This is a genomic window from Croceicoccus hydrothermalis, assembly GCF_022378335.1.
Classification (GTDB): Bacteria; Pseudomonadota; Alphaproteobacteria; order Sphingomonadales; family Sphingomonadaceae; genus Croceicoccus; species Croceicoccus hydrothermalis.
This window is the reverse complement of the sequence record NZ_JAIQCI010000003.1, coordinates 160,517-184,954: the sequence shown is the minus strand read 5'-3', so window position 1 is coordinate 184,954 and position 24,438 is coordinate 160,517. Positions and strand designations below refer to the sequence as shown.

Sequence of the window (24,438 nt, the reverse complement as noted above, 5' to 3'; positions counted from 1 at the left end):
TTCAGTCGATCCGTGGATCAGGCGAAGATCACCTGCTCCGCGGTCAGTTCGACATTGTTGGCAAAGGTCACGGTCGCATCGGTGACGCTGTCGCCGTCGATGTCGATTTCCACGAGCCCTTCGCTGAAGGTCAGTGCGCCCGCATCGAGGCCGAGAGCCGAGAGGTCGAGCATGTCTTCCTCGAGGCTGAAATCGAGGATCGTGTCATTGCCGTCGCCGACCACGAAAATATCGGCCCCGAGACCGCCTTCGAGCACGTCGTCGCCGCCAAGACCGGTCAGCACGTTGTCGACATCGTTGCCGCGCAGGAAGTCACGCTCGCTCGACCCGATGGCGTTCTCGATGATGGTGCCATAGGCGATCGAGAGATTGTCATAGGCCGTCGCGAACACGCCATCGACGCCGGTGTCGGATTCGATCAGGCTTTCGTAATACGGCTTGTAGACCGCCTTGTACGCCGCGACATTGGCATCGGTGATGTCGCGCAGCGTGCTGCCATTGATGTCCTCGATCACGTCGCGGCGGGCATTGATGACATCCGCATCGGGAATGTCGGCCGCACCGGCGCTGAACGAACCGGGGGTGAGGTCGATGAAGACGCCCGCGCCCGCGCCCGACATGTCGATCGTATCGTTGCCGCCGGCATCGTAGATCGACAGATAGGGGAACAGGTTCTGCGAGAAGTCATAGACCGCATTGCGCGCCGTCGAATTCCAGCCATAGACCGTATCGTCGGCCCGCGTAGTCATGTCCGCGCCATACTTGTCCTGAATGGTCAGGATGTCGTGGACGAGCGGCGTCTGCGGATTGTTGTAATACAGCGTGCTCCAGTCGACGTTGTACTGGTTGATCGAGGTCGCCTCCATGCCCCAGTAGGACATGAGCGTGTACTGCTCGGAATCCTGGGCATATTCGGCCTGCGCGGCATAGGTGGTCGCGCCCGCGCCATTATACGCGCCGGGGTGGCTCAGCCCGATGGCATGGCCGAGTTCGTGGATCAGCGTCGTCGCGCCATAGCCGCCGAAACCGAGCCAGGCATTGGTCCAGTTCACTTCGGGATCGGCCACGAACACGTCGCCCAGATATTTCTGGCCGCCCTGCTCGCTCGGGTAATAGGCGTAGGCCTGTGCCGGATCGGTGGAATTGGCGAACTGAATATCGGCGCCGCGGCCGTTCGATTCCACGAAGCTGGGTGCGATGAGGTCGTCCCAGAGCTCAATCGATTCGCGTGCCTCGTCCCGCTGCTCGGGCGAGAAGGCGGCGAGGCCTTCGCCGGCGGTGAAGCCGTATTTCTTGTTGTTGTAGATGCCGATCAGGTCCTGCCCTTCCTTGAGGAAGGTGTAGGTGATCGTGTTGTTGGCAGTCACTTTCTGTGCCCGGCCGCTGTCGATCTGGTCGATCACCTGATCGAGATCGGCGACCGTCTTGCCGCGCCAGCCGGCCCCGACATAGGGATCGAGGCTGAAATCGACGGGATCGATGTCGTGATCCTCATGATCGAGCGGCGTGATTTCGGACGTGTAATATTTGCTCATGAACCCTCCAAACATGGAAGGCCGGAATAACGATAATCGCGCGACCCGTGCGCCCTTATCTTCCCAGCCCGGATTCGTAGCCTATGCAACTACTTAGCCAAGCGCAAGCGCGTGTTAACGTTTTGACGGACCATACGCGGCCTCGATTGGCGTTTGGTTCCCGGAAAAGCGCATTTTTTTTTCGCGCGGCTCGTCGCGGGGCCGGCATGCACCCAACGTCTCGCCCGGCCCGCCGGGAGGGGCCGCGGGAACGAACCGCGCTTTCGAGGCCTCTAATCCCGATGCCCTCTTCATCTCTCCGCCGCCGCCGGCCCGACAGGCGCCGCGTCGCGACCGTCGTCGTCGTTGCGTTGCTCCATATCGCGGCGATCTTCGCGCTTCTGCGTGCGTTCGACATCGACGTCGTACCCGACACGCTGCGTTCGGTGGCGTCCTTTGCCGTGCCGCTCGACACGCCGGAACCGGCGCCCGAACCCGAACCCGAACCGACCATGGCCGCGCCAGAACCCGACGGTGCCGCCGCGCCCGAGGCGGCGGAGGCGACGCCCCGTGAAGTCGCCGCGCCAAAGCCGCGCGTGGAAAGGCCAGCGCCGCCCGCGCCCCCCGCGGCGGCAAAGGGCAATGAGAACCGCTCCGGCGCAGGAGAGGCGGGTCCGGGCAGCGGCGGAGGCGGCATCGGCACGGGGAGCGGCGGTTCCGGCACGGGACCCGGCGGGGGCGGCGCCGCGATCCGCGGGGCGGAAAAGATCGCCGGCGAAATCACCGCGCGTGATTTCCCCCGCAACAGCGCGCCCGACCGCAATGGCGCCTTCGTCATCGTGTATTTCACCGTAGGCACCGACGGCCGCGCCCGCGATTGCTCCGTGCGCAGCAGCAGCGGCAATGCCGAGGTCGATCGCATCACCTGCAGGCTGGTGGTGGAACGGTTCCGCTATCGTCCCGCGATCGGGGCGAATGGCGACCCGGTGGCGGAGCGCACGGGCTGGAAACAATGGTGGTGGCAGTAAGCGCGGCGGCGCGTGGCGACGGCGGGTTATCTCGCAACCGCACAAAATCTTCGCGCTTTGCGAAAAAAGGGCGTAGGATGTTGGTGGTGGACGCTTTTTCGACTCGTCTCGACCGGTGCGAGGGGGCAAACTGGCCCGTATTCGGACCGATGTTCGCAATCGCGGGAACCACTCGCAAGGCACTGGATTAACGAGGTTAACGCTTTATTTAAAGGTTCGCGCCGATGACCGAAAATCCCGTTGTATCCGACGTGGTTTCCCTGTTCCAGAAGGAGCGCAAGAGCGCCGATCCCGCGAACGAGGGTAGCGATCCGGTGTACAGGCGGGTCGCACTCATCGGAACCTACACCCCGCGCCAATGCGGGATCGCGACCTTTACCGGCGACATCGTCGAACAGCTCGCCCGGTTCCACCCGGAAATTGCACTCGACATCTATGCCATGGACGATCCGGCGCAGGGTCTTTCCTATGACGACGTGGCCGGCACGATCGCGGCGCACGATGCCGCGTCCTACGCCCGGGCGGCGCGGCGTATCAACGAAAGCGGCGTCGATGCCGTCTGGCTGCAACACGAATATGGCATTTTCGGCGGCACGTCGGGCGAGATGGTCCTCGACCTCGTCGACCGGCTGGCCGCGCCGCTGGTGCTTACCCTGCATACGGTGCTGGCCGACCCGTCGGAACGGCAGCGCGAAATTCTCGATCACCTGCTGAACCGGGCGAGCCGGGTGATGGTGATGTCGCGCCATTCGGCCAATCTTCTCGCCGAACGCTATGGCGTGGGGGCCGACCGTGTCGCGGTGATCGAACATGGCGCACCCGACCGCCCGTTTGGCCGGCAGGCCGAGTTCAAGGCGCGCATGGGCCTCGAAGGCCGCCGTGTGCTGACCAGCTTCGGCCTGCTCGGGCCGGGCAAGGGGCTGGAGAACGTGATCGAGGCGTTGCCGGCCATCGTCGCGCGCCATCCCGAAACGATCTATCGCATCGTCGGCGCGACGCATCCCAATCTCGTCGCGCAGGAGGGCGAGAGCTATCGCGACGGGCTGAAGGCGCTGGCCGAGAGGCTGGGCGTGACGGATCACGTGGTGTGGGACAATCGCTTCGTCGATACCGATGAGCTGCTCGATCAGCTGGAAAGCTGCGACATCTACATCACCGCCTATCCCAATATGCAGCAATCGACCTCCGGCACGCTCAGCTATGCCGTCGCGCTGGGCAAGGCGGTGGTGTCGACGCCCTATCTCCACGCCCGCGAATTGCTGAGCGATGGCGTGGGCGAGTTCGTGGCGCCGGGCGACAGCGAGGGTATCGCCCGCGCCGTCAACGGCCTGCTCGACGAGCCCGAACGGCTGGAGGCGATGCAACGGCGCGCCTATGCCCGCGGGCGCAAGACGATCTGGCCGCGCTTTGCCGATGCGACGGCCAGCCTGCTCAACCGCGTGGTCGCGCGGCAGGCGGCGACGCCCGTGCCGCTGCTCGCGATGCCGGGCATGTCGGGCTTTACCGCGATGTGCGACGACACCGGCATGTATCAGCACGCGATCGGAAGGGTGCCCGACCGGCGCCACGGATATTGCGTGGACGACAATGCCCGCGCGCTGATGCTCGTCAACGTGGCCGAGGCGATGGGCGACGACGAAGCGGCGCGCATGGCGTCGGGCTTTGCCTCCTTCATTCAGCAGGCGTGGAACCCCGATCGCCGCCGTTTCCGCAATTTCATGGGTTTCGACCGCCGCTGGTGCGAGGAGGAGGGGTCGGACGACAGCAATGGCCGCTCGCTCTGGGCGCTTGGTCAGACGTGCGCGCGGGGCCGGGACGAGGATTTGCGCTGGTGGGCGAAAACCCTTTTTGACGAGGCCTTGCCCGCCGTGGCCGAACTCGATTCGCCGCGCACGGTGGCGTTCACCATGCTGGGCGCGGCCGGGCGGCTTGCGCAGGAGCCGGACCGTGAACAGGCGCGCGCCGTGCTTGAAAACGGCGGGGCGTTCCTGTGCCGCTTGATCGCGGCGGCGCGGCGGCCCGACTGGGCCTGGTTCGAGGCGGTGGTGGGCTACGACAATCCGCGCCTGTCGCAGGCATTGATCGAGGCGGGACGCATTTGCGGGCGCGACGAATGGCTGGAGGCCGGGCTGTCCAGCCTCGCCTGGATCAATGAGCAGCAACGCTCCGCGACCGGCAATTTCCGCCCCGTCGGTTCGGACAGTTTCAACCTTGCCCACGAAATCCTGCCCTTCGATCAACAACCGCTCGAGGCGCTTGCCGCGATCGAGGCGGCGGCGGCGGCCTTTGCCGTCACGGGCGAGGCGCGCTGGTTCGAGCATGCGCGGATCGCCTATTGCTGGTTTTTCGGCGGCAATGATCGCGGGGTTCATCTGGCTGACATCAGGACCGGGCATTGCCGCGATGGAATCACGCCGCGCGGCGCGAATCGCAATTGCGGAGCGGAGTCGATACTGGCATTCCAGTTGTCCTATTATGCGATGACGGCTCTTGCGCGTTCGCAGCCGGGCAATTCGACGGGAGATCTTTTTGAGAACCAGCGACTATCCGGAAAGTCCACTAAACATATCCGATAAGCGGCTTCATGCCGATCCGTCGCGCGTTGTTCTAAGGCCGTTTCACCTGGGCTGGCAGGCCCGCACCGCCGATGGCAATCGCGCCATGCGGCTGGTGGAAGATATCGCGAACCTGTCCGACGCGGCGGTCGCGACCGAATACAAGCGCGTGCTGACCGATTTTAGCGAACGCCACTGGCAGACGGAGGCGGTGTTCGAGGAGCGTTATCGCGAGGTGGAGGACGTGCTCGGCCTCGACGCCGCGCGTTTCGGCGACATGCGGCGCAAGCTCATCGGCAGCTATTTCTGCCACGAATATACCTATGCGGCGGCGGCGTTGATGAACCCGTCGATCGTGCCCCATCCCGATCAGTCCGGGCTGGACGAGGACAGCTGCCGTTTCGTCCTGTCGCTCCGCGCGGTGGGGGAGGGGCACATCAGCTCCATCGCCTTTCGCGAAGGGATCATGGACCGCGACGGCGAATTCACGCTCTGGCCGCAGGGCGCCTTTGCCACCGCGGTCGACAGCGGCGAGGCCGAGGTTGCCGGCGATGGCGCGGTCACCGTGTTCCGCAACCCGGACAGCAATCTGTCGCATACCGTCATCTTCCCCATTACCGAACAGCAATCGGGCGGGCTCGAGGATCTGCGCCTGGTGCGTTTCGACCATGGCGGCGGGGATTACGAATGGATCGGCACCTATACCGCCTATAGCGGGCATGCGATCCGTTCCGAATTGCTGCGCACCCGCGATTTCCGCAGCTTCACGCTCGAACCGATCGAAGGGGCCGCGGGGCGTAACAAGGGCATGGCGCTCTTCCCGCAGAAGATCGACGGACGCTATGCGATGGTCGGGCGGCAGGACGGCAAGAACCTGTTCCTGCTCCGCTCCGACAGGATCGACCGGTGGGACGACGAAGGCGTGCTGCTCATGGGGCCGAAATATCCGTGGGAGTTCATTCAGATCGGCAATTGCGGCAGCCCGGTGCTGACCGAACATGGCTGGTTGCTCTTTACCCACGGGGTCGGCGCGATGCGCAAATATTCGCTGGGCTGTGCCTTGCTCGACCTGGACGACCCGTCGAAGGTCCTCGCACGCAGCAAGGCGCCCGTATTGACGGCGGAAGACGACGACCGGTCGGGTTACGTGCCGAATGTCGTCTATACCTGCGGCGTGATGAAAATGGGGGAGCAAATCCTGATCCCCTATGGCATTTCGGACAGCGCGGTCGGTTTCGCGACGAGCACGGTCGATGGGTTGCTGCAGATGATGGAATGACCGAAGGCCGCGGGGGGCGGCTTTCGTGGTGATGGGGTAATGTGAAGGGTTTTGTGATGGCGTCGATAATTCCGGTAATCTTGTGCGGCGGGAGCGGGACGAGGCTGTGGCCCCGTTCGCGCGCGGTTCGGCCCAAGCCGTTCCTGCCACTGATCGGCGGGACGCCGCTGTTTCGTGAAACGCTCGACCGTTGCGGCGACGAAACCTGTTTCGGTGCGCCGGTCGTGGTTGCGGGCGCGGCGCATGTCGCGCTGGTGGAGGAGCAGCTGGACGGGCGGGGCACGCTCATCGTGGAGCCGGCGGCGAAGAACACCGCTGCGGCCATCGCGCTCGTCGCGTGCCGCCTCGATGAGGACGCGATCATGCTCGTCTGTCCGAGCGATCATCACATCGGCGATCCCGCGGCCTTTGCGCAAGCCGCGACGAAGGCCGGCGAGCTCGCGCGCGAAGGCTGGCTCGTGGCGTTCGGCATCGCCGCCACCGCGCCCGAAACCGGCTTCGGCTATATCAAGCAGGGCGCGCCGATCGACGAGGCCGGCTATCGCATCGAGCGTTTCGTGGAAAAGCCCGATCGCGACACGGCGGAGGCGTTCCTGGCCGATGGCGGCTATGCGTGGAACGGCGGCATTTTCGCTTTCCGTGCCGGCACGTTCATGGACGAACTCGCCAGCCACCGGCCCGAGCTTGCCGATGCGGTGCGCAAATCGGTTGCCGAGGGGCGCGAGGAGGAAGCGCGCTTCTACCCCGATGCGGGCGCGTTTTCGGTGATCGAGGGGGAGTCGGTCGATTACGCGGTGATGGAAAACACGCGCTCCGCCGCGATGGTGCCCGCCGACATGCGCTGGTCCGACATCGGCAACTGGCAAGCCCTGCACGAGGCGCGGGGCGGCGACGGTGACGGAAACATGGCGCACGGCGATGTCGAGCTGGTCGATTGCCGCCGCGTCATGGTGGACAGCGACGGGCCGCGCGTGTCGGTCATCGGGCTGGAGGATGTGATCGTGGTGGTCGACGGCAATGACGTGATGATCACGACGGCCGCCGGTGCGCAAAAGGTCGGCAAGCTGTCCGGGGCAGTCAACCAGTGACGGTGCTGTCCACCCGCACGGTCGAAAAGCCCTGGGGCCGGGACCGGCTGCCGGCGCCGTTCGTGGCGCCGGTGGGCACGCGGATCGGCGAAATCTGGTTCGAACCGCCCGAAACGCTAGATCAGCTGCTCGTCAAATATATCTTCACCAGCGAGAAACTGTCGATTCAAAACCACCCCAGCGACGCCCAGACCGAGGCGAAGGGGCAGGGCCGTCAGGGCAAGGAGGAATGCTGGTACGTGATCGACGCCGAGCCGGGCGCGGCGCTCGGCATCGGCTTTTCCGAGGATGTCGATGCGGAGACGATGCGCGCGGCGGCCGAGGACGGCAGTATCGAGGATATGCTGGTCTGGCACGCGGTGCGGGCGGGCGATTTCTTCTACATCCCTGCCAATACCGTGCATGCCATCGGTGCGGGCGTCAGCCTGATCGAGGTGCAGCAGAACAGCGACATCACCTACCGCCTCTATGACTACGGGCGCCCGCGCGAGCTGCATCTCGACGAGGGGATCGCGGTCGCCAGCGGTACGCCGCACGATCCGCATCTGCGCTTTCACGTGCCTGCGCGCGGGACGCAGCGGCTGGTCGAAGGGCCGTTTTTCGTGCTCGACCGCCTCGACGGACAGCCGGACGCGGAACTGCGCGCGCAATATACGGGGCCGCTGCTCGTCATCCCGCGCGAGGGGGCGGTGACCGTCGATGGTGAAGAGGTGGCGCCGGGGGGCTGTGCGCTGGCGAACGGGATCGATGCGGTGCGGTTCGCAGACGACGGGCTTTGCCTGGTGACGCGGCCATGCTGAAACCCGCGCGCGATGGATATAGCGACGCTGCGATGGCGCAGCGATGATCGCACAGACCATTCAGCTCGCCCTTGCGCCGGTGTTCGTGCTGGTCGCGATCGGCAACATGCTCAACATGCTGGCCGGGCGGTTGGGGCGCGTGGTCGACCGGGCCCGCACGGTGCAGGCACTCCACGCCGCGACCGAAGGGTCGGAGCACGATCAGGTCGTGCGCGAGATCCGCATTCTCGACCGGCGGATCAACCTCATCAACCGGGCGATGTTGCTCCTCGTGCTCAGCGCGCTGTCCATCGGGCTTACCGTGGTGTCGATCTTCATGACGGCGGTGTGGCACGCGCGCTACGACTGGCTCGACGCGCTGTTCTTCTTCATCGCGCTGGCGCTCTTGATGTGGGCGCTCGGGCTGTTCCTCACCGAAACGCGGCTCGCGTCGGCGTCGCTGCGCATTCCGCAGGAATTGCTGGAGTGGGAGCGCCGCCTCTAGCTCAGCAGCTTGCGGCCCTTTTCCTCCAGCGCGCCCTTTACCATCGGCTCGACGAAGGACAGCGCGAGCGGCAGGTCGATCTCGAACGTGACCTGCGTATCCTCGACATCGACATGGCCGTTGAGCTCCTGCCCCATGGCGCGGATGACCATCATCATGCGGTCCTCCCCCTGCCAGTAGGTTTCGATGTCGGCCATGCCGCCCGGAACGAAACCCGCCATGTCGTCCTTCTTCGCGTCAAGACGGCTGCGCACTTCGGCACGGGAAAGCGAATGGGGGACGGCAACGCGCATGGGTTCAATTCCTTGTTCGGTCGGTCGGGTCGGTTGCCGACGGAAGCGCGGTGCCGCGTGCGCCCGCATCCGTCAAGGGCACACCATTGTCCGCGCCCAGTGCGGTCGCCGATGCATCGGGCAGGGCGGCGACATCCTGACCATAGCGGTAGTCGAGAAATTTCGTGCGAATGGCGAGATCGTCGATCGCTCCCTCGGCGAGTTGCCGGGTCACGCTGTCGATCTCGGCGCTGATCCGCGAAAGGCCGTCGGTGACCTGCTGCGCCGGCGTGGTGCCGCCGTCGCGTGCATCCTGCCTGAGATGCGGGGGTATCGCGGTATAGCTCGACACCATTTCCGGCAGATGCTCGGTGACGAGCTTGCGCACCTCGCGCATGGCGGGCGTGTTTTCATCGAGGCCCTCCATCTGCACGCCCAGCCCGTCAAGCTGCGCCCCGATGGTGTCGAGGATGGGCACCGCCGGGGCGGGCAGGGCGGCCCGCTTCCCCTCGAGCCACAGCTCCGTCCGCGCGACCGTCTGCCGCAGATCGCCGCGCGACAAGGTTTCGCGGCGCGGCATGTCCATCTTCGGGAACTTCCACAAGACGGCCATGACGACGATGATGACCAGCACGGTGAGGAACAGCCCCTCGAACCCCAGCGCGCCCACGAACAGCCCGAACCCCATCGCCGCGATGACGATGGCGAACACCGCGACGAATATCCGCGTCAGCCGCGATTTGGCGTGTTTCGCCTTCAGCCGGGCCGAACCCTCGCCGATCGAACGCCGGCGCCCGCCCGCGCGATTGTCGGCGAGGCTTTGCCGCGCGCCGGACATGATCCGGTCGGCCTCGTGCGTGCTGTCGGCCATCAGCCCTCGATGCTCAGCGGGGAGGCGGCGCTCTCGACCTGCGCCTGCGAGGCGCCCTCGGCCCGCGCGATATAGCCGCGCGATTTTTCCACCTCGTCGGACAGCGTGTCGACGGTCTGTTTCATGCTGTCCAATGCCTTCAGCTTGAACGTGTCGATATTGTCCATCGTGTCGTAGATATTCTGAAACGCGCGTTGCAGGGTTTCGAGCGGGATCGTGCTCGACGCGGCCTGCTCGTGGATCTTGCCGGTCTGTTCGCGCAGGAGCGTGCCCGTGCTGTCGATGAGGCCCGCGGTCGTTTCGTTCAATGCGGTGATCTGGCCGAGCACGAGACGCTGATTCGTCATGGCCTGCGCGACGGTGACGGCGGTGCGCAGCGCGGCGACGGTGGTCGTGCTGGCCCGGTCGACCCCCTTCACCAGCTCGACATTGTTCTTCTTCACAAGGTCGAGCGCGAGATAGCCCTGCACCGACACCGCCATCTGGGTGAGCAGATCCTGCGTGCGCTGCCGCGTGTAGAACAGCGCCGTTTCGCGGATTGCCTTCGCCTTGGCGGGATCGGAAATGTCGAGATCGTTCGCCGCCTCCTCCAGCCGGGCGTCGAGCGTCCTCGAAATATGGATCATCTGCTCCAGATCGCCCATCGCGGCCCACAGCTTCTGCCGCTCCACATCGATGGCGGCATTGTCCATCAGCAATTCGTCCTTGCCCGATGCGAGCCGGCCCAGGATCGCCTGAATATGCCCCTGGGACGAGGTATAGCTGTCGAAATAGTTCTTCAGCTTGTTGCCGAAGGGGATGATGCCCAGAATCTTGCGCGGACCCGACAGCTTGCCCTGCCGGCCGGGGTCAAGCTCCTCCACCGTGCGGCGCAATTCGGCAAGGTCGTTGCCGACGCCCGTATCCTTGTCCATGGCGCGGACCGGCCGGTCGAGGAAGCGGTTCGATTGCCCCGCCGCCGCGGCGATTTCCTTGCGGCCCATATTGGTGAGCTGGTCGACCTTCTTGCCGAATTCGGGCGAATTGGCGTCCTCGGCGATGAGGCCGGACACGAAATCGTCGACCTTTTCATCGAGCTTCGATTTCTTCTCCTCCGATACAGGGACCAGCCCGGCCGCCTTTTCCGGCTTCACCTCGGGAACGGGCGCAGGCGCCTCCAGCGTCAGCTCGTCGGCGGTGGCGGTCTTGGTGTCGGCCATGGTCATCCTGTCGGCTTGGGCGCGCCGCGCCCGGTTTCGGCTTACTGTATTAGCGGTGTAAGACACATGATTCAAGCGAAACGCGGCGTCGGCAATGCGCGCCGCATCGTTCGCTTTGGGTTCATGTCGCGCGGGGCTATGCCAGTCGTCTCCTCAATTGATCGGATATGACCCATCATGATTCGCAAGACCGTAATGATCGCCGCGCTGGGCGCACTCGCCTTTGGCCTGACGGCGTGCAACACCATCAAGGGCGCGGGCCGCGATATTCAGTCCGTCGGCCAGGCCGGCAACGACGCCATCTGACGCGCTTTACGAAAGCTGGAGCGGATCAGCGATATTCGTTCCAGCTTTTCGTGAGCATGACGGCGCAATTGATGATCCCGACCAGCGAATAGGTCTGCGGATAATTGCCCCATAGCTCAAGCGTGTTCGGCTCGATATCCTCGCTCAGCATGCCGGCCCCGGTGCGGCGCGCCAGCATCGTCTCGAACAAGGTGCGCGCCTCGTCCTTGCGCCCGGTCAGGTGCAGCGCCTCGATCAGCCAGAAGGTGCACACGTTGAACGCGGTGTGCGGCAGGCCGAAATCGTCCTGCGTGTCGTAGCGCAGCATGTTGTCGCCCCGGCGCAGCGCCTTTTCCAGCACGGCGAGCGTGGAATGGAACTTCTCGTCATCCTTGGAGATGAACCGGAGGTCGAGCAGTTGCAGCAGGCTTGCGTCGCGCTCGTCCCCGTCGAAGGTGGCGGCGATGGCGCCTGTTTCCGCGTTCCAGCTGCGGGCCATGATTTCGTCCCGCATGGTCGCGGCGTGACCCATCCAGTATTGCTCCCGCTCATCGAGGCCGAGCTGCTGCGCCGCGTGGGCGAGCCTGTCCGCCGCGGCCCAGCACATCGCCGCGGAATAGGTGTGGATATGCTTGGAATTGCGCAATTCCCACAATCCCGCATCGGGCGTGTTCCACACCTTCAGCGCGCGTTCCCCCACCCGTTCGAGCGAGGCGAAATCCTCCGCCCCCGAAATGCGCAGCAGGCGATTGTCGGCAAAGGCCTGCGCCGATGACAGCACGATCTGCCCGTAGGCGTCGTGCTGAATCTGCCGCCAGGCATCGTTGCCGACCCGCACCGGGCCCATCCCGCGATAGCCGGCGAGATGCTCCGCCTCCCATTCCAGCAGTTCGGCATTGCCGCGTACGTCATAGAGCGGCTGAATATGCCCGCCCTGCGCGCTGTCGACGATATTGCGCAGATAGCCGAGATAGCTTTCCAGCACGTCGAGCGCGCCGATGCGGTTCAATGCCTGCACCGTGTAATAGGCATCGCGGATCCAGCAATAGCGATAGTCCCAGTTGCGGCCGCTATTCGCATGTTCAGGGATGGATGTCGTCATCGCCGCGACGATGGCGCCCGTGTCCTCGTGCTGACACAGCTTGAGGCCGATGGCCGCGCGAATGACCGCGTCCTGCCATTCAAAGGGGATGGCAAGCCCGCGGACCCAGTGGCGCCACTCGTCCGCTGTGCGGGCCAGCATGTCGCCGATCCCGCTCGACAGCGAGGTGGAGAAGCTTTCGTCCGGGCCGAAGAAGAAATGCATCTGCTTTTCAAGGCGGAACGGCGTTTCCTGTTGCACCAGCCCGACCGGCGCGTCGGTGGTCATCCGCATCGCCATGGCCGGGTGGCGATAGGTGATGTGGCTCGACCCGAAACTGCGCTCCGGCTGTTTCGCGCCCCATTCGCTCGCGGGGCGGAGCGCCATGCGCATGCGCGGGCTGCCCGCCGTGGGGCGCACGATCCGCACGAAGGCGACCGGACGATACATGCGGCCCTTGTCCCGAAAGCGGGGACAGAAATCGAGCACTTCCATCGCATTGCCGCCATCGTCGGCAAACTCGGTCTTCAGGATCGGCGTGTTGCGGATATAGGATTGCCGCACCACCCGGCCGCCTTCGAGCGCGATCTTCCAGAACCCTTTTGCCGCCGCGGGATCGTCCTGCGTATCGACGAGCGAGGAGAAGATCGGATCGCCGTCGATCCGGGGCAGGCAGGCCCAGGCAAACGTGCCGAAACGATCGACCAGTGCCGAAGCCTGGCAATTGCCGATCGGCCAAAGTTCGAGATCCGCTTCGGCGGAGGGGAAGGCGGCGTTCTGATTCGTCTGGGTCATTACCCTCTGCAATAAGGGCCGTGCCCGCGATGTGAAGCCGCCGGGGCAAATTTATCGCATTGCAGCATGCCGGGCCGGGATCAGAACGGCAGCGCGCCGTGCCCTGTATCCTCCTCGGTCTCGGCGCGTTCCACCGCCGCACCCGCGGTCAGGCCGTGCACCACCGCCGAAAGCAGGATGGCCAGCGACACGATCGCCCATAGCTCGCCCTCGTTGTCGAACTCGATATGCGCGGCGGCATAGCCCAGATAGTAGATCGAACCGATCCCGCGCACGCCATAGGCCGCGACCACGAGCCGGTCGCGCCCCTTCATCCCCGTGCCGAGCAGGGCCAGCATGCCCGCCGCCGGACGGATGACGAAGATGAGCGCAGCCGCAATGAGCGCGGTGGTCCAGCTCAGCTCCCCCACGAGTACCGGGAAAAGCCCGCCCACCAGCACGAGGAGAATGGCGGTCAGGCCATGCTCGATCGATTCGTTGAACGCATGCAGCCGTCCATGAAACTCGTGGTCCTGCTCCACCCGGCGCAGGGTCGCACCGGCGGCGAAACACGCGATGAAGCCATACCCCTCGACCAGCTCGGTAATGCCATAGGAAAAAAGCACGCCCGCAAGCGCAAGCACCGCCGAACCCGTCTTCGCCAGCGGATTGTTCCGCGGCATCGCGAAGAGGAACCGCGACAGCAGCCAGCCGACCGCAACCCCGCCGATGGCGCCCACCGCGATGCGATAGACCACGTCGAGCGCCAGCCATTGCAGCCATTCGCCAGCAGACGGAATGCCCGTCGCACCGAGCAGCAGCCCGAGATAAACGAACGGAAAGGCCAGCCCGTCATTCAGCCCGGCCTCGGCGGTCAGCGCAAAGCGCACCGGATGTTCGCCGCCTTCGGTGGGCGGGCCGACCTGAATATCGCCGGCGAGCACCGGGTCCGTCGGCGCCAGCACCGCGCCCAGCAGGACCGCGCCCGCCACGGTCAGCCCCGCCGCCGCCCAGCCGAGCAGCGCAATCGCCGCGATGGTGAGCGGCATGGCAATGGCAAGCAGCCGGATCGTCGGTTTCCACCGCTCCAGATTGGTCACGCAGTCGATCTTTATCCCCGCACCGAACAGCGCGATGATGACCGCCATCTCGCTCGTCAATTCCCAGAAGCGCGGCGATGTGCGCGGGTCGACGACATCGGGCAATCCGGGGATGAGCGCAAATCCCGCCATGCCCAGCCCGATCAGGAGCGCCGATGCGGCCGGTTCCCGATTGGAGAAATAGCGCGGCAGCCAATAGGCGAGGATAATTGCCGCCCCGGCCGTCGCCAGCGTGACGTGATAGGGGTCGAGCCCGTAAAATGCCTTGTCATCCATCTGTGTATCGGAACGTCGCAACCGCGTTTTTGTGCCGGTCGGGTGCGCGCGGATGGACACGGGCCGTGCGCCCGCGATAAATGCCCGTCAATTCGCGCGCCATATCCCGTGCGCGGCAACGGAGATTCGAGTGGTCGATCAATCCGACGCGATCGAAAAATCGCGCGAAAGTTTTCAGGGCGTGCTGCTGTCTTGGCGGCTGTGGTGGCGCCATTCCGTGGTCGCCTCGGTCGATCAGGGCGCGGTGATCGAGGAACGGCGCGAAGAGGCGATCATGTCCGCGCGCTATTTGTTCATGCTGGCCATGTCGGCGGGCATTGCGGTGCTCGGCCTGTTGCTGTCGTCGCCGGCGGTGGTCATCGGCGCGATGCTGCTTTCGCCGCTCATGGGGCCGATCATCGGGCTGGGCTTCGCGTTGTCGACGGGGGATTACAACTGGCTGCGCAAGGCTTTGCGCGCGCTCATCATCGGGTCGGTGCTGTCGATTGCGTTTTGCGGGCTGATCGTGGTGCTCTCGCCGTTGCAGACGGTGACCCCCGAAATCGCCAGCCGCACGCGGCCCAACCTGTTCGACCTGCTCGTGGCGCTGTTTTCCGCCATGGCCGGCGCCTATGCGATGATCCGCGGGCGGGCGGGCACGATCGTCGGCGTCGCCATCGCGACGGCGTTGATGCCGCCGCTGGCCGTGGTGGGATTCGGGCTGGCGACGTGGAACTGGACCGTGTTTTCGGGCGCGCTGCTGCTCTATGTGACGAACCTTGTCACCATTGCGCTGACCGCGATGATCATGGCGCGGCTTTACGGGTTTCGCGCGAACCTGTCGGAGAACAAGACCCGGCTCCAGGATTTCATCGTCGTCGCCGCGTTCATCGCGCTCGTCATCCCGCTCGCCCTGTCGCTGCGTCAGATCGCGTGGGAGGCCAATTCGCAGCGGCTCGTCAACGGAGCGATCCTCGATGCGTTTCCCGATGCGGCGCGCGTGTCCCAGATCGACATCGATTTCAAGTCCGACCCCATCCGCATCACCGCGACCGTGCTCACCCCGGAGATCGAGAACGGGGCGGAGGAACGCTCGATCCGCCGGCTCAACCGCCTGCTCGAAGCGCCGGTCACCTTGCAGCTCGACCAGTTCCGCGTCGGCACCAGCGCCACCGCGGCGGAGGAGGCGCAGATCGCCGCCGCCAATGCACAGGAGCGGGCTGCGAGCGACCGCACGGTGCAGGACCTGACCGAGCGCATGGCCCTCATCGCGGGGGTTTCGGGGGACGACGTGCTGATCGACCGGGACCGCCGCCGCGCCACGGTCCGTGCGCGCCCGCTCGACGGGGCGACGCTGTCCGCCTATCGGCAGCTCGAACGGCGCATCGCGCAAAGCGTGCCCGAATGGCGGATCGAGCTGATCCCGCCGGCCCGCGCGCTACCGGAGGTGGCTTTTGAGGACGGGGCGCCGACGGATGCGGGCCGCGAGGCGATCGCGCTCATCGGCTGGGCGGGGCAAAGGATCGACGCGCCGATCGCGCTATCGGGGGGCGAGGACAATATCGCCGCCGTGCGGGAGCGGCTGTCGCCGGCGGTGCGCGTCGTCGAACGGACGGGCGGGGGCGCGAATGTCACGGCGACATGGGCGCCCGTCGATACGGTGATCGCGGAAGAGACGGAGACACCGCCGGCCGCGTAACGCCGCCGTGGTGACGGTGCCCTCATGACCGGGGGGAACGCCGCGGTTCCGGCGTTCCCTCGGTCATCCTGCGCTCAGGCCGCGATGGCGTAGGGTTCGATCTCGCCTTCGAGGTAGAGCTTCTTCGCCTTCGCCCGGCTGAGCTTGCCGCTGCTCGTACGCGGCAGGCTTTTCGGCGGTACGAGTTCCACGACGCAGTTCATGCCGGTGATGGAGCGCACCTTGTCGCGGATCGTATCGCGCAGGCGCACGCGCTCATCGGGATCCGACACGCGGCAATGGACCAGCACGGCGGGCGCTTCCTCGCCATCCTTCGTCTCGACCGAGAAGGCGGCGATGTCGCCCTGGTGGAAGCCGGGCAATTGCTCGACCGCCCATTCGATATCCTGCGGCCAGTGGTTCTTGCCGTTGATGATGATCATGTCCTTCGCGCGGCCCACGATGAACAGATAGCCGTCCGCCATGTACCCCATGTCGCCGGTGTCGAGCCAGCCATCGACGAGACAGGCGGCGGTCGCCTCCTCGTCGCGGAAATAGCTGTGCATGACCGACGGGCCGCGGCACCATACCTTGCCGATGACGTGGTCGCGCTGCGGCTTGCCATCCTCGCCGCGGATTTCGACATCCATGTCGCGCACGGGCTTGCCGCAATTGACAATGGCGCGATACCGGGCCGGGCGCGACAGGTCGCGCGGGCTGCCTGAAAGCCGTTCCTCTTCGACGAGTTCCACCCGGATGCCTTCGCCCGGCGGCATGATGGTGACGGCGAGCGTGGCTTCGGCAAGGCCGTAGCTGGGGTTGAACGCCTGCGCCCGGAAACCGGCATCGGCAAAGGCGTTGACGAAATTCTGCATCACGTCGGGCCGGATCATGTCCGCGCCATTGCCCGCCACGCGCCAGCGCGACAGGTCGAACCGGTCGGCGACCGAAGACTGGCTCGAAATGCGGCGGGCGCAGATGTCGTATCCGAAAGTCGGCGAATAGGAGAGCGTCGTGCCGGCATTCCGGCTGATGAGGTCGAGCCAGGCAAGCGGACGGCGGGCGAAATCCTCGGTCTTGAGGTAATCGCCCGACACCTGGTTCGCGATGAGCGAGAGGAAACAGCCGACCAGCCCCATGTCGTGATACCACGGCAGCCAGCTGATGCAGCGGTCGCCGTCGGTCACCTGCATGCCATGCGAATGGCCGGCCAGATTGTTGAGCAGCGCCCGGTGCGTCACCGCGACGCCGTGCGGGAAACGGGTCGATCCGCTCGAATATTGCAGATAGCAGATATCGTCCGGGTCGAGCGTGGGAAGCGGCCCTTCGATCACGTCGCGCGTCGCAAAATCGGACCAGGCGATGCCGCGCACGCCCTGCCGCGCGCAGGCGGCCTCGGTCATCTGCGCGATTTCGGCGGGGTAGAAGAGGACGAGCGGGTCGCTGCTCGACAATTGGACGGCGAGCTGGTCGATATAGCTGTCCTTGCCGCCAAAGCTCGTCGGGAGCGGCAGCGGCACCGGCCACGCGCCCGCATAGATCGCGCCGCAGAACAGCGCGGCGAATTCCGCCCCGGTTTCGGCAATCAGCGCGACCCGGTCGCCCGGCTTCACACCGTCGGCGACGAGCCTGTGCGCCATGGACAGCGCATCGCGTCGCAGTTCGGAAAACGGATAGGGCCGCAGCAAACGCCCGCGCGCATCGTGGAAATTGAGCCCCCGAACCCCTTGCGCGGCATAGTCGATCGCATCGGCGAAGGTCGCGAAATCCGCAAGACGACGCGGCAGCGCATCGTCGTTCGGCGTGGGCGACAATTCGGAAGTTTCACGGGTCCCGGCCCCGGCGTTGTGCGTCATGACGCTGTAGCTTTTCCCGTCCAGTATGTTCTTCATCATCCGGCCTTAGCCTATCGACCGCTGAACGCCGTATGAAACCGGCATCCGTGTCGTCCTCTCCCACCGGTCCTGCACGCGGTTTGCCCGAAATTCGCTTGCCGGGCAAATAATTGCAGCGACCGGCGTTCCCATTCCAGCGGCAGTGTGGCACGATTATGGCACGATGAAAGACGAAAGCGCCCGTTATCCACGCCAGCGCCAACGCGCAAGAGTACCGAGGCCGCCAAGCCCGCTCACCAATCAGCGACTGAACGAAATGGCGCTGGCCTATGTCGCGCGTTTCGCGACGACGGCGCGCAAGCTGCACGATTACTGTCGCCGCAAATTGCGCGAGCGTGGCCTTGCCGAGGGGGAGGAGACGCCGGACATCGACGCGCTGGTCGCGAAATTCGTCGCCAACGGATGGGTCAATGACGAGGAATTCGCGCGCGCCAAATCGGGGAGCCTGCTGCGCCGCGGATATGGCGGGCGGCGGGTGAATGCCGCGCTCGACGCCGCGGGCGTGGCCGCGGGTGACCGCGCGGGGATCGCCCCCGGCGAGGCGCGTGCCGCCGCGCTGCGCATGGCGGAAAAGAAACATTTCGGCCCCTTCGCCCGCGACGGCGTGCCGCCTGCGGACCGGGCGGTGCGCGAAAAACAGGTCGCCGCCATGCTGCGTGCCGGGCATTCGCTGGACAGCGCGCGCAATCTGGTCGATGCGAGCGACATGGATTCGGCGCGCGACTGGGCCAGCGCGCTCGACGATGGCGTGGATGGCCCGGTGCACAGTTTCGAGGATTGACGAATGCGCAAAGGTTTCGCTCTTTTCGCCGGTTTTGCGCTGACGCTCGGCGCCTGCTCCGCCCCCGGCGACGCGCAGACCGAGCGCAGCGCCGCGACGCAGCAAAACGCGGTCCATGCCGAATCGGGGCTGCCGCTCGTTCCCCTCACCATTGAATCGGGCGGGCGGACGCATCGTTTCACCGTCGAATATGCGGCGAGCGACGAAAATCAGCGCAAGGGCCTGATGTTCCGCACCGAACTCGGCCCTGATGAAGGTATGTTGTTCCCGAATGCGACGCCGCAGCAGCGCAGCTTCTGGATGAAGAATACGGTCATTCCGCTCGACCTTGTCTTCATCGCGCCCGACCGGACGATCGAATCCATTGCCGCAGATGCGGTGCCCTATTCGCTCGACCCGATCCCTTCGCAAGGGGCGGTCGTGGGCGTCCTCGAACTGGCCGGGGGGCGCGCGGCGGAACTGGGCCTTTCGCCGGGCGACGCGATCGACTGGCGCGCACCGGGGCAATAGCGCTGTTTCATGGGGCGCGATGGCGTGTTGCGCGCCGCGTCACATGCCGCTAATCGGACAGGCACGATGAGCATTCTTTCCAAGATCTTCACCTGGTGGGACGGCGCCACCATCGGCACGCTGTTCGATAGCTGGAAACACGGCGAACAGGTCGGCACCGATGCGCAGGGCAATCGCTATTTCCGCGCGAAAAAGCCCGATGCCCGCGGACGCGAACGCCGCTGGGTCATCTACGAAGGCGCCAATGACGCGAGCCGGGTGCCGTCCGAATGGCACGGCTGGCTGCACGGCAGCTTCGACGGCGTGCCCGAAAGCCATCTTCCGCCGTCGCGCATCTGGGAGGTGGATTACACCCCCAACCGGACCGGCACGCTGGACGCATACCGCCCCAAGGGCGCGCTGGAGCAGGGCGGCGTGCGCGCCAAGGCGACCGGCGATTACGAAGCATGGTCGCCCGACCAGTGATTCGCCGCCCGGTCCGGCTCGCATGGCTGTGGCTCGGCTGCGCGGGGCTTGCGCTGTCGGCTTGCGACGGCGCGGATGTCCCCGGCAACGACGCCGGGACCGAGACGGCCGAACCTGCGCCATCGCCCACCCCGCCGCAGTCCTCGACCGACGAGAACGAGATGATCTCCGCCGATGATGGCGACATGGCGGCGGATCTCGACCTGCCGGGCGGGACGCCGATGGCGGAACGCGTCGCGACGATCGGCCTGCTCAACAAGCGCAACAATATCACGCGCGACATCACGCTGTCGCCGGGGGAGCAGGAGCGGGTCGACGATGTCGTCATCCGCCTGCGCGCATGCGAACGCACCGCCCCGTGGGAGGCGCAGCCGGAAACCGGCGCCTTCGTCCAATTCCTGACCAAGACGCCCGAAAGCGACGACGACAATCCGCGTTTCCGCCGCGTCTTTTCGGGCTGGCTGTTCAAGAACAGCCCGTCACTGAACGTGGTCGAACATCCGATCTACGATGTCTGGGTCAAGGATTGCGCAATGTCCTTCCCCGGCGAGGAAGAGCCGGAAACGAGCGAGGAATAACCCTCCGGCAACGGGATGTGATCGTCGCCGGCGCGCGATGCCTGTCGCACCAGTTCCAGATATTGCGATTGGGGGAGCGGCACCGCCACCATGCTTTCCAGATGGCTCGTCATGAACTGGCAATCGAGCAATTCGAGGCCCGCGGCCCGCATCGCCGCGACGAGCCAGCACAGCGCGACCTTCGAAGCATCGGACACGCGGCTGAACATCGATTCGCCGCAGAACACCCGGTCGAACGCCACGCCGTAAAGCCCGCCGACCAGCCGCCCGTCCTGCCAGCATTCGAAGGAATGGGCGTGTCCCTGGCGATGGAGCAGGCGGTAGCTCGCCGCGATCCGGTGGCTGATCCAGCTTTCGCCGTCTTCGTTGTCGGGGTCCGGTCGTGGCGCGGCGCATGCATCGACCACGTCGGCAAACGCCGCATTGCAGGTCACGCGGAACCGTTCGCGCCGCAACGTCCGCGCGAGCGAGCGCGACACGTGCAGCCCGTTCAGCGGGATGATCGCCCTTTCGCGCGGTTCGATCCACATGATTTCGGGATCGTCACGCGCATCCGCCATGGGAAAGACCCCGCTGCGATAGGCGAGGAGCAGCAATTGCGGGTCGATGATCCCGGTGTGTTCGGAGGTGAGCGTTCGGGTCATGGCCTGCGATAATGACGCATGGCCGCGCACGTGTCACCCGTCGGGGCGGCATGGTCATGATTTTCGGGCACTGAACGCTTGTCAGCCCGGCGGTAAGGCGATAGAGGAGCCACCACCTGCAGGAGTGTAGCTCAGTTGGTAGAGCATCGGTCTCCAAAACCGAGGGCCGCGGGTTCGAATCCTGCCACTCCTGCCAGTTTCCCTTTCATCGCCGGATTGTGCCTGACCAGGGGCCGCGATTGCGTCCTGCGCCGCCTGCCGCATCGGATGATGCTGCCCGAGCTGCGCGTGTCCGCCGGCGGCGGGGGGCATCGCTTTTCCTGACGGCTTGCATCGACGAGGGCGCGGCGCGGTTGCAGCCGATTGTCGCGGGCGCCGATCAGTAGGGCCCAACCCATCACGACAGGAACGCGAATGGACGCACCTGTACCGTCGATACGCCGCGTTCCGACGTGTTTCTTCGCCGCCGAGAGAACGAGGCGCGGCCCGGCGCCGTCAATCTCAACTGCATGAGATTCATCGGCGACGGCGTCGAGGACAAGCTGGCTTACCGACAAGCGGCGGAAGACAATGTGGCGCGCGACCGGCTCGCCAACATACTGATCGACCGTTCAAACGCCATTTGTCAGTCCGAGCTCGCTCTCCTGATGCAGAATCAGGCCGAGGTCGGCGGATGGCTCGGTATCGCGACGACCGGGCTTGCCACGGCATCGACCGTCGTGACCGGCGATCTTGCGAAATCGATCCTTTCGGGCGGCGCGGCGTTCACCAGCGGCTCCGCCGACCAGATTTCGTCCTTTGCGTACAAGGACACACTGATCGAGGTTATCAACACCGCCATTCGGGAAAAGCGCGCGCTCGCACTCGAAACGATCGTCGCCAAGTTCGGGCGGACAAACGCCCGATATACCACCACATGATCCGCGACGTGAATCAGTATCACCAGCTCTGTTCATTCGAGGCCGGGCTTAGCCTCGTGTTAACGGCGGTGGGCAAGGCCGATGCGCTGCAACGCGAGCGCGACGATTTGCGCATCCCGACGGTGCTCGCGCAGATGCAGATGCAGCCTGCCCAGGAGGGGGAAAGCGAAAAGCCGGCGATCCGTGACAAGATGGAAGCGCTGCGCAGCGCGTGGATCGAATCCCAGACCGGCGTATCCCTGCCCGTCGATCCGGTGCAGCAGGACGACGAGACCAACGAAAACGGGCCGCGCCGGATTATCCCCGCCGCGGCCCGCATCTCGCATCGTCCGTATCGCGATCAATCGTCGCGCGGATCGATGTGGTGGTCCTTGCCCGCCGTGCGATTGCCGCGGGCCAGCGCGAAGACCACGCCCGACAGCGCGGCCAGCGCGATGAGGTTAGGCAACGCCATCGCCGCATTGGAAATATCGCCCAGCCGCCAGACGAGCTGCGACGGCTGCGTCGCGCCGACATAGATGCCGATGCACCAGATCACGCGCCAGATGATGTGCAGGATCTTCTCGCCGCCCGCGCTCGCACCCGGAATGCGGTCGTAGATGAAGGTGATCGCCCGCTCGCCATAATAGCTCCACGTCAGGAGCGTCGTGAACACGAACAGGATCAGCGCCACCGATGCGATCAGCGTGCCGAGCGGAATGCCCCCGATCGCATAGGGAAACGCCGCGGCGAATGCCCCGGAGGTGGTGACGAAGCCCGAAAGCTGCGTCGTGCCGAGGTCGGATTGCCACACGTGGCGAACCTGTTCGACCGTGCCGTCGGCCAGCGTATGGGTGAAATTCCCCTCCACGGTCAGGATCACGAGCGCCGTCATCGTGCAAATCACGATGGTGTCGATGAACGTGCCGAGCATTGCCATGCGGCCCTGCTGCTCCGGATCGTCGGTCTGCGCGACGGCATGGGCGATGGGGGTCGAACCCTGGCCGCTTTCGTTCGAGAACAGCCCGCGCGCGACGCCGGCGCGAATGGCGATGATGATCGCCGCGCCGGCAAAGCCGCCCGATGCCGATTGCGTGTTGAACGCGCCGGCAAAGATGCGCCCGAAGGTTTCGGGAAGGTCGGTGAAATTGAGGATCAGCGCGACGAGCGCCATCGCGATATAGGCCGCCGCCATGAACGGCACGACCTTTTCGGCAATGGAGCCGATCGACTTGATCCCGCCGATGATGACGACGAACACCGCAACCGCGACGATGATCCCGCCGAGCCAGCGTTCGATGCCGAACAATTCGTTGAGGCCGCTTGCCACCTCGTTCGACTGGATCGAATTGCCGGTCACCAGCGCGGAAAACAGCGTGCCGAGGCAGAACAGGATCGCCAGCCACGTCCATTTGGGGCCGAGCCCCTGCGTGATATAGGTCATCGGACCGCCGCGCCACGTGCCGTCCGGTGTCTTTTCGCGGTAGCGGATGGCGAGCGACCCTTCGGCAAAGCCCAGCGCCATGCCGACGAGCGCGGTGATCCACATCCAGAACACCGCCCCCGGCCCGCCGAGCGCGATGGCCGTGGCCACGCCCGCGAGGTTGCCGGTACCGACCTGCCCTGACAATGCGGTGGACAATGCGGCGAACGGGCTGATCTCGCCCGCGCCGGCGGTCTTGCGCCCGCGGAACAGGCCGGTGATCGCGCTGCCCAGCTTCACGATGGGGTAGAAGCGCAGGCCGATCATGATCCACAGGCCGATGCCGAGCAGGACGATCACCATCGGCGGGATCGGACTGACCTCGACCCCGTCCCAGCTGCCGCCCCAGATGAAGTCGGAAATATTGGTGACCCGGTCGATCAGTGCGGTGGAGGGCGGTGCTGCGCTCATAATTGTCCCTTGACCCCTGTTTGTAACGATTGGTTGCAAGTGCTATCGGTTGGCATGCGCGAAGGGAAGCACGCATTGCAATTTTTGCACCGATGCGGCCCGCGGAACGATCGCGCGCGATCCGTCGGGCGGTAAAGCGCGCGCGGCGCACCCCTTGCGTTCGGGCCAAGGGCCGGTTATGGGGCAACACGTTTTTCCGACATGGGAATAGATCGCCTCTCCCCGACCATGCGGCCGGGGCGGCGATGAACCCTTGGCGAGAACCCGGCAATTTCAACCGCGCGAGGAACACGCAAATGGCGAAGACCAGCCCCGGCGAATTCATCCGGCAGGTACGGGCCGAAGGGTCCAAGGTCGTCTGGCCGACCCGGCAGGAAACCGTCACCACGGCGATCTTCGTCGGGATCATGATGCTGATCCTGTCGGTGTTCTTCCTGGGCATCGATTCGCTGTTCGGCGCGGTGGTGCGCTGGCTGCTGACGCTGGCCTGACGCGCGACACGGTTAATG

General features: G+C 65.3%; 24 protein-coding genes and 1 tRNA gene. 15 read left to right on the top strand and 10 right to left on the bottom strand.

Translation table 11 applies throughout. The features are described 5' to 3' along the window. Positions 1-17 precede the first annotated feature (17 nt). Entirely contained in the window at positions 18-1,535 is a 1,518-nt protein-coding gene (locus tag K4G67_RS02995) for a M10 family metallopeptidase C-terminal domain-containing protein (RefSeq protein WP_239804910.1), read from the bottom strand. 281 nt (positions 1,536-1,816) lie between these two features. On the opposite strand from K4G67_RS02995, the gene K4G67_RS02990 reads away from it, so the two are divergent. From K4G67_RS02990 to K4G67_RS02965, 6 genes are all read left to right on the top strand, one after another. After that, the gene (locus K4G67_RS02990; RefSeq protein WP_239804909.1) at positions 1,817-2,542 is read left to right on the top strand and encodes an energy transducer TonB; all 726 of its coding nucleotides are present in this window, start codon (positions 1,817-1,819) and stop codon (positions 2,540-2,542) included. A 224-nt stretch (positions 2,543-2,766) separates the two neighbouring features. Further along, positions 2,767-5,118: a glycosyltransferase family 4 protein gene (locus K4G67_RS02985; protein ID WP_239804908.1), complete on the top strand. Its 2,352-nt coding sequence runs from the start codon at positions 2,767-2,769 to the stop codon at positions 5,116-5,118. Positions 5,119-5,203: 85 nt separating this feature from the next. Continuing rightward, entirely contained in the window at positions 5,204-6,376 is a 1,173-nt protein-coding gene (locus K4G67_RS02980; protein ID WP_338026382.1) for a glycoside hydrolase family 130 protein, read from the top strand. A 56-nt stretch (positions 6,377-6,432) separates the two neighbouring features. Further along, positions 6,433-7,464: a mannose-1-phosphate guanylyltransferase gene (locus tag K4G67_RS02975; protein WP_239804906.1), complete on the top strand. Its 1,032-nt coding sequence runs from the start codon at positions 6,433-6,435 to the stop codon at positions 7,462-7,464. Beyond that, complete coding sequence (locus K4G67_RS02970; protein WP_239804905.1) at positions 7,461-8,264, top strand: class I mannose-6-phosphate isomerase; 804 nt, start codon at positions 7,461-7,463, stop codon at positions 8,262-8,264. Before K4G67_RS02975 ends, K4G67_RS02970 begins: the two co-directional genes overlap by 4 nt. 43 nt (positions 8,265-8,307) lie before the next feature. After that, positions 8,308-8,748 carry a DUF2721 domain-containing protein gene (locus tag K4G67_RS02965; protein WP_239804904.1) on the top strand — a complete coding sequence of 147 codons (441 nt, stop codon included), beginning with the start codon at positions 8,308-8,310 and terminating at the stop codon, positions 8,746-8,748. Here K4G67_RS02965 and K4G67_RS02960 read toward each other — a convergent pair. The 3 genes from K4G67_RS02960 to K4G67_RS02950 are packed head-to-tail and all read right to left on the bottom strand — an operon-like array spanning position 8,745 to position 11,090. Further along, on the bottom strand, positions 8,745-9,041 hold the full coding sequence (locus K4G67_RS02960) for a polyhydroxyalkanoic acid system family protein (RefSeq protein WP_239804903.1): 297 nt from the start codon (positions 9,039-9,041) through the stop codon (positions 8,745-8,747). The genes K4G67_RS02965 and K4G67_RS02960 overlap by 4 nt on opposite strands. Positions 9,042-9,045: 4 nt before the next feature. Next, the gene (locus K4G67_RS02955) at positions 9,046-9,891 is read right to left on the bottom strand and encodes a hypothetical protein (protein ID WP_239804902.1); all 846 of its coding nucleotides are present in this window, start codon (positions 9,889-9,891) and stop codon (positions 9,046-9,048) included. Further along, positions 9,891-11,090: a toxic anion resistance protein gene (locus tag K4G67_RS02950; RefSeq protein WP_239804901.1), complete on the bottom strand. Its 1,200-nt coding sequence runs from the start codon at positions 11,088-11,090 to the stop codon at positions 9,891-9,893. Before K4G67_RS02950 ends, K4G67_RS02955 begins: the two co-directional genes overlap by 1 nt. 195 nt (positions 11,091-11,285) lie before the next feature. Between K4G67_RS02950 and K4G67_RS02945 the strand changes: the two genes are divergently transcribed. Beyond that, positions 11,286-11,396: an entericidin A/B family lipoprotein gene (locus K4G67_RS02945; RefSeq protein WP_420829981.1), complete on the top strand. Its 111-nt coding sequence runs from the start codon at positions 11,286-11,288 to the stop codon at positions 11,394-11,396. 25 nt (positions 11,397-11,421) lie between these two features. Here the strand turns inward: K4G67_RS02945 and K4G67_RS02940 are convergent, their stop codons facing one another. Both K4G67_RS02940 and K4G67_RS02935 read right to left on the bottom strand, forming a co-directional pair. After that, the gene (locus tag K4G67_RS02940) at positions 11,422-13,251 is read right to left on the bottom strand and encodes a glycoside hydrolase family 15 protein (protein WP_239804899.1); all 1,830 of its coding nucleotides are present in this window, start codon (positions 13,249-13,251) and stop codon (positions 11,422-11,424) included. A gap of 80 nt (positions 13,252-13,331) precedes the next feature. Next, positions 13,332-14,606 (bottom strand): cation:proton antiporter, encoded by a 1,275-nt coding sequence (locus tag K4G67_RS02935; protein WP_239804898.1) that lies wholly within the window; start codon positions 14,604-14,606, stop codon positions 13,332-13,334. Positions 14,607-14,736: 130 nt separating this feature from the next. Between K4G67_RS02935 and K4G67_RS02930 the strand changes: the two genes are divergently transcribed. Continuing rightward, positions 14,737-16,284, top strand: coding sequence for a TIGR00341 family protein (locus K4G67_RS02930; protein WP_239804897.1), 1,548 nt, complete (start codon positions 14,737-14,739; stop codon positions 16,282-16,284). A gap of 74 nt (positions 16,285-16,358) precedes the next feature. On the opposite strand, the gene K4G67_RS02925 is transcribed toward K4G67_RS02930, so the two are convergent. Next, positions 16,359-18,119, bottom strand: coding sequence for a fatty acyl-AMP ligase (locus K4G67_RS02925; protein WP_239805089.1), 1,761 nt, complete (start codon positions 18,117-18,119; stop codon positions 16,359-16,361). A 202-nt stretch (positions 18,120-18,321) separates the two neighbouring features. Between K4G67_RS02925 and K4G67_RS02920 the strand changes: the two genes are divergently transcribed. The 4 genes from K4G67_RS02920 to K4G67_RS02905 all read left to right on the top strand — a co-directional run bounded on the left by K4G67_RS02920 (position 18,322) and on the right by K4G67_RS02905 (position 20,492). Then, complete coding sequence (locus tag K4G67_RS02920) at positions 18,322-18,939, top strand: regulatory protein RecX (RefSeq protein WP_239804896.1); 618 nt, start codon at positions 18,322-18,324, stop codon at positions 18,937-18,939. A gap of 3 nt (positions 18,940-18,942) precedes the next feature. Continuing rightward, entirely contained in the window at positions 18,943-19,449 is a 507-nt protein-coding gene (locus K4G67_RS02915; RefSeq protein ID WP_239804895.1) for a DUF192 domain-containing protein, read from the top strand. A 66-nt stretch (positions 19,450-19,515) separates the two neighbouring features. After that, positions 19,516-19,914, top strand: coding sequence for an NADH:ubiquinone oxidoreductase subunit NDUFA12 (locus K4G67_RS02910; RefSeq protein ID WP_202083127.1), 399 nt, complete (start codon positions 19,516-19,518; stop codon positions 19,912-19,914). Continuing rightward, complete coding sequence (locus K4G67_RS02905) at positions 19,896-20,492, top strand: DUF2155 domain-containing protein (RefSeq protein ID WP_239804894.1); 597 nt, start codon at positions 19,896-19,898, stop codon at positions 20,490-20,492. The genes K4G67_RS02910 and K4G67_RS02905 overlap by 19 nt, the downstream gene beginning before the upstream one ends. Here the strand turns inward: K4G67_RS02905 and aat are convergent. Next, on the bottom strand, positions 20,420-21,136 hold the full coding sequence (aat, locus tag K4G67_RS02900) for a leucyl/phenylalanyl-tRNA--protein transferase (RefSeq protein WP_239804893.1): 717 nt from the start codon (positions 21,134-21,136) through the stop codon (positions 20,420-20,422). The two genes, K4G67_RS02905 and aat, sit on opposite strands and share 73 nt — an antisense overlap. 120 nt (positions 21,137-21,256) lie before the next feature. Between aat and K4G67_RS02895 the strand changes: the two genes are divergently transcribed. Both K4G67_RS02895 and K4G67_RS02890 read left to right on the top strand, forming a co-directional pair. Further along, positions 21,257-21,332, top strand: a tRNA-Trp gene (locus tag K4G67_RS02895). 313 nt (positions 21,333-21,645) lie between these two features. Further along, positions 21,646-22,056 (top strand): hypothetical protein, encoded by a 411-nt coding sequence (locus K4G67_RS02890; protein ID WP_239804892.1) that lies wholly within the window; start codon positions 21,646-21,648, stop codon positions 22,054-22,056. A 59-nt stretch (positions 22,057-22,115) separates the two neighbouring features. On the opposite strand, the gene K4G67_RS02885 is transcribed toward K4G67_RS02890, so the two are convergent. Both K4G67_RS02885 and K4G67_RS02880 read right to left on the bottom strand, forming a co-directional pair. Then, complete coding sequence (locus K4G67_RS02885) at positions 22,116-22,382, bottom strand: hypothetical protein (protein WP_239804891.1); 267 nt, start codon at positions 22,380-22,382, stop codon at positions 22,116-22,118. A gap of 14 nt (positions 22,383-22,396) precedes the next feature. Beyond that, entirely contained in the window at positions 22,397-23,929 is a 1,533-nt protein-coding gene (locus tag K4G67_RS02880) for an alanine/glycine:cation symporter family protein (RefSeq protein ID WP_239804890.1), read from the bottom strand. 296 nt (positions 23,930-24,225) lie between these two features. Between K4G67_RS02880 and secE the strand changes: the two genes are divergently transcribed. Beyond that, positions 24,226-24,420: a preprotein translocase subunit SecE gene (gene secE, locus K4G67_RS02875; RefSeq protein WP_202083137.1), complete on the top strand. Its 195-nt coding sequence runs from the start codon at positions 24,226-24,228 to the stop codon at positions 24,418-24,420. Positions 24,421-24,438: the final 18 nt, after the last annotated feature.

What these genes read in the sequence shown, in the direction of transcription:
- K4G67_RS02885 (WP_239804891.1), bottom strand. Translation starts at nt 22,382, where the DNA reads ATGCGAGATGCGGGCCGCGGCGGGGATAATCCGGCGCGGCCCGTTTTC.
- K4G67_RS02950 (WP_239804901.1), bottom strand. Translation starts at nt 11,090, where the DNA reads ATGGCCGACACCAAGACCGCCACCGCCGACGAGCTGACGCTGGAGGCG.
- K4G67_RS02890 (WP_239804892.1), top strand. Translation starts at nt 21,646, where the DNA reads ATGAGATTCATCGGCGACGGCGTCGAGGACAAGCTGGCTTACCGACAA.
- K4G67_RS02915 (WP_239804895.1), top strand. Translation starts at nt 18,943, where the DNA reads ATGCGCAAAGGTTTCGCTCTTTTCGCCGGTTTTGCGCTGACGCTCGGC.
- K4G67_RS02985 (WP_239804908.1), top strand. Translation starts at nt 2,767, where the DNA reads ATGACCGAAAATCCCGTTGTATCCGACGTGGTTTCCCTGTTCCAGAAG.
- K4G67_RS02925 (WP_239805089.1), bottom strand. Translation starts at nt 18,119, where the DNA reads ATGACGCACAACGCCGGGGCCGGGACCCGTGAAACTTCCGAATTGTCG.
- K4G67_RS02955 (WP_239804902.1), bottom strand. Translation starts at nt 9,891, where the DNA reads ATGGCCGACAGCACGCACGAGGCCGACCGGATCATGTCCGGCGCGCGG.
- K4G67_RS02910 (WP_202083127.1), top strand. Translation starts at nt 19,516, where the DNA reads ATGAGCATTCTTTCCAAGATCTTCACCTGGTGGGACGGCGCCACCATC.
- secE (WP_202083137.1), top strand. Translation starts at nt 24,226, where the DNA reads ATGGCGAAGACCAGCCCCGGCGAATTCATCCGGCAGGTACGGGCCGAA.
- K4G67_RS02905 (WP_239804894.1), top strand. Translation starts at nt 19,896, where the DNA reads ATGGTCGCCCGACCAGTGATTCGCCGCCCGGTCCGGCTCGCATGGCTG.
- K4G67_RS02935 (WP_239804898.1), bottom strand. Translation starts at nt 14,606, where the DNA reads ATGGATGACAAGGCATTTTACGGGCTCGACCCCTATCACGTCACGCTG.
- K4G67_RS02940 (WP_239804899.1), bottom strand. Translation starts at nt 13,251, where the DNA reads ATGACCCAGACGAATCAGAACGCCGCCTTCCCCTCCGCCGAAGCGGAT.
- K4G67_RS02965 (WP_239804904.1), top strand. Translation starts at nt 8,308, where the DNA reads ATGATCGCACAGACCATTCAGCTCGCCCTTGCGCCGGTGTTCGTGCTG.
- K4G67_RS02880 (WP_239804890.1), bottom strand. Translation starts at nt 23,929, where the DNA reads ATGAGCGCAGCACCGCCCTCCACCGCACTGATCGACCGGGTCACCAAT.
- K4G67_RS02975 (WP_239804906.1), top strand. Translation starts at nt 6,433, where the DNA reads ATGGCGTCGATAATTCCGGTAATCTTGTGCGGCGGGAGCGGGACGAGG.
- K4G67_RS02960 (WP_239804903.1), bottom strand. Translation starts at nt 9,041, where the DNA reads ATGCGCGTTGCCGTCCCCCATTCGCTTTCCCGTGCCGAAGTGCGCAGC.
- K4G67_RS02990 (WP_239804909.1), top strand. Translation starts at nt 1,817, where the DNA reads ATGCCCTCTTCATCTCTCCGCCGCCGCCGGCCCGACAGGCGCCGCGTC.
- aat (WP_239804893.1), bottom strand. Translation starts at nt 21,136, where the DNA reads ATGACCCGAACGCTCACCTCCGAACACACCGGGATCATCGACCCGCAA.
- K4G67_RS02920 (WP_239804896.1), top strand. Translation starts at nt 18,322, where the DNA reads ATGAAAGACGAAAGCGCCCGTTATCCACGCCAGCGCCAACGCGCAAGA.
- K4G67_RS02945 (WP_420829981.1), top strand. Translation starts at nt 11,286, where the DNA reads ATGATCGCCGCGCTGGGCGCACTCGCCTTTGGCCTGACGGCGTGCAAC.
- K4G67_RS02995 (WP_239804910.1), bottom strand. Translation starts at nt 1,535, where the DNA reads ATGAGCAAATATTACACGTCCGAAATCACGCCGCTCGATCATGAGGAT.
- K4G67_RS02980 (WP_338026382.1), top strand. Translation starts at nt 5,204, where the DNA reads ATGCGGCTGGTGGAAGATATCGCGAACCTGTCCGACGCGGCGGTCGCG.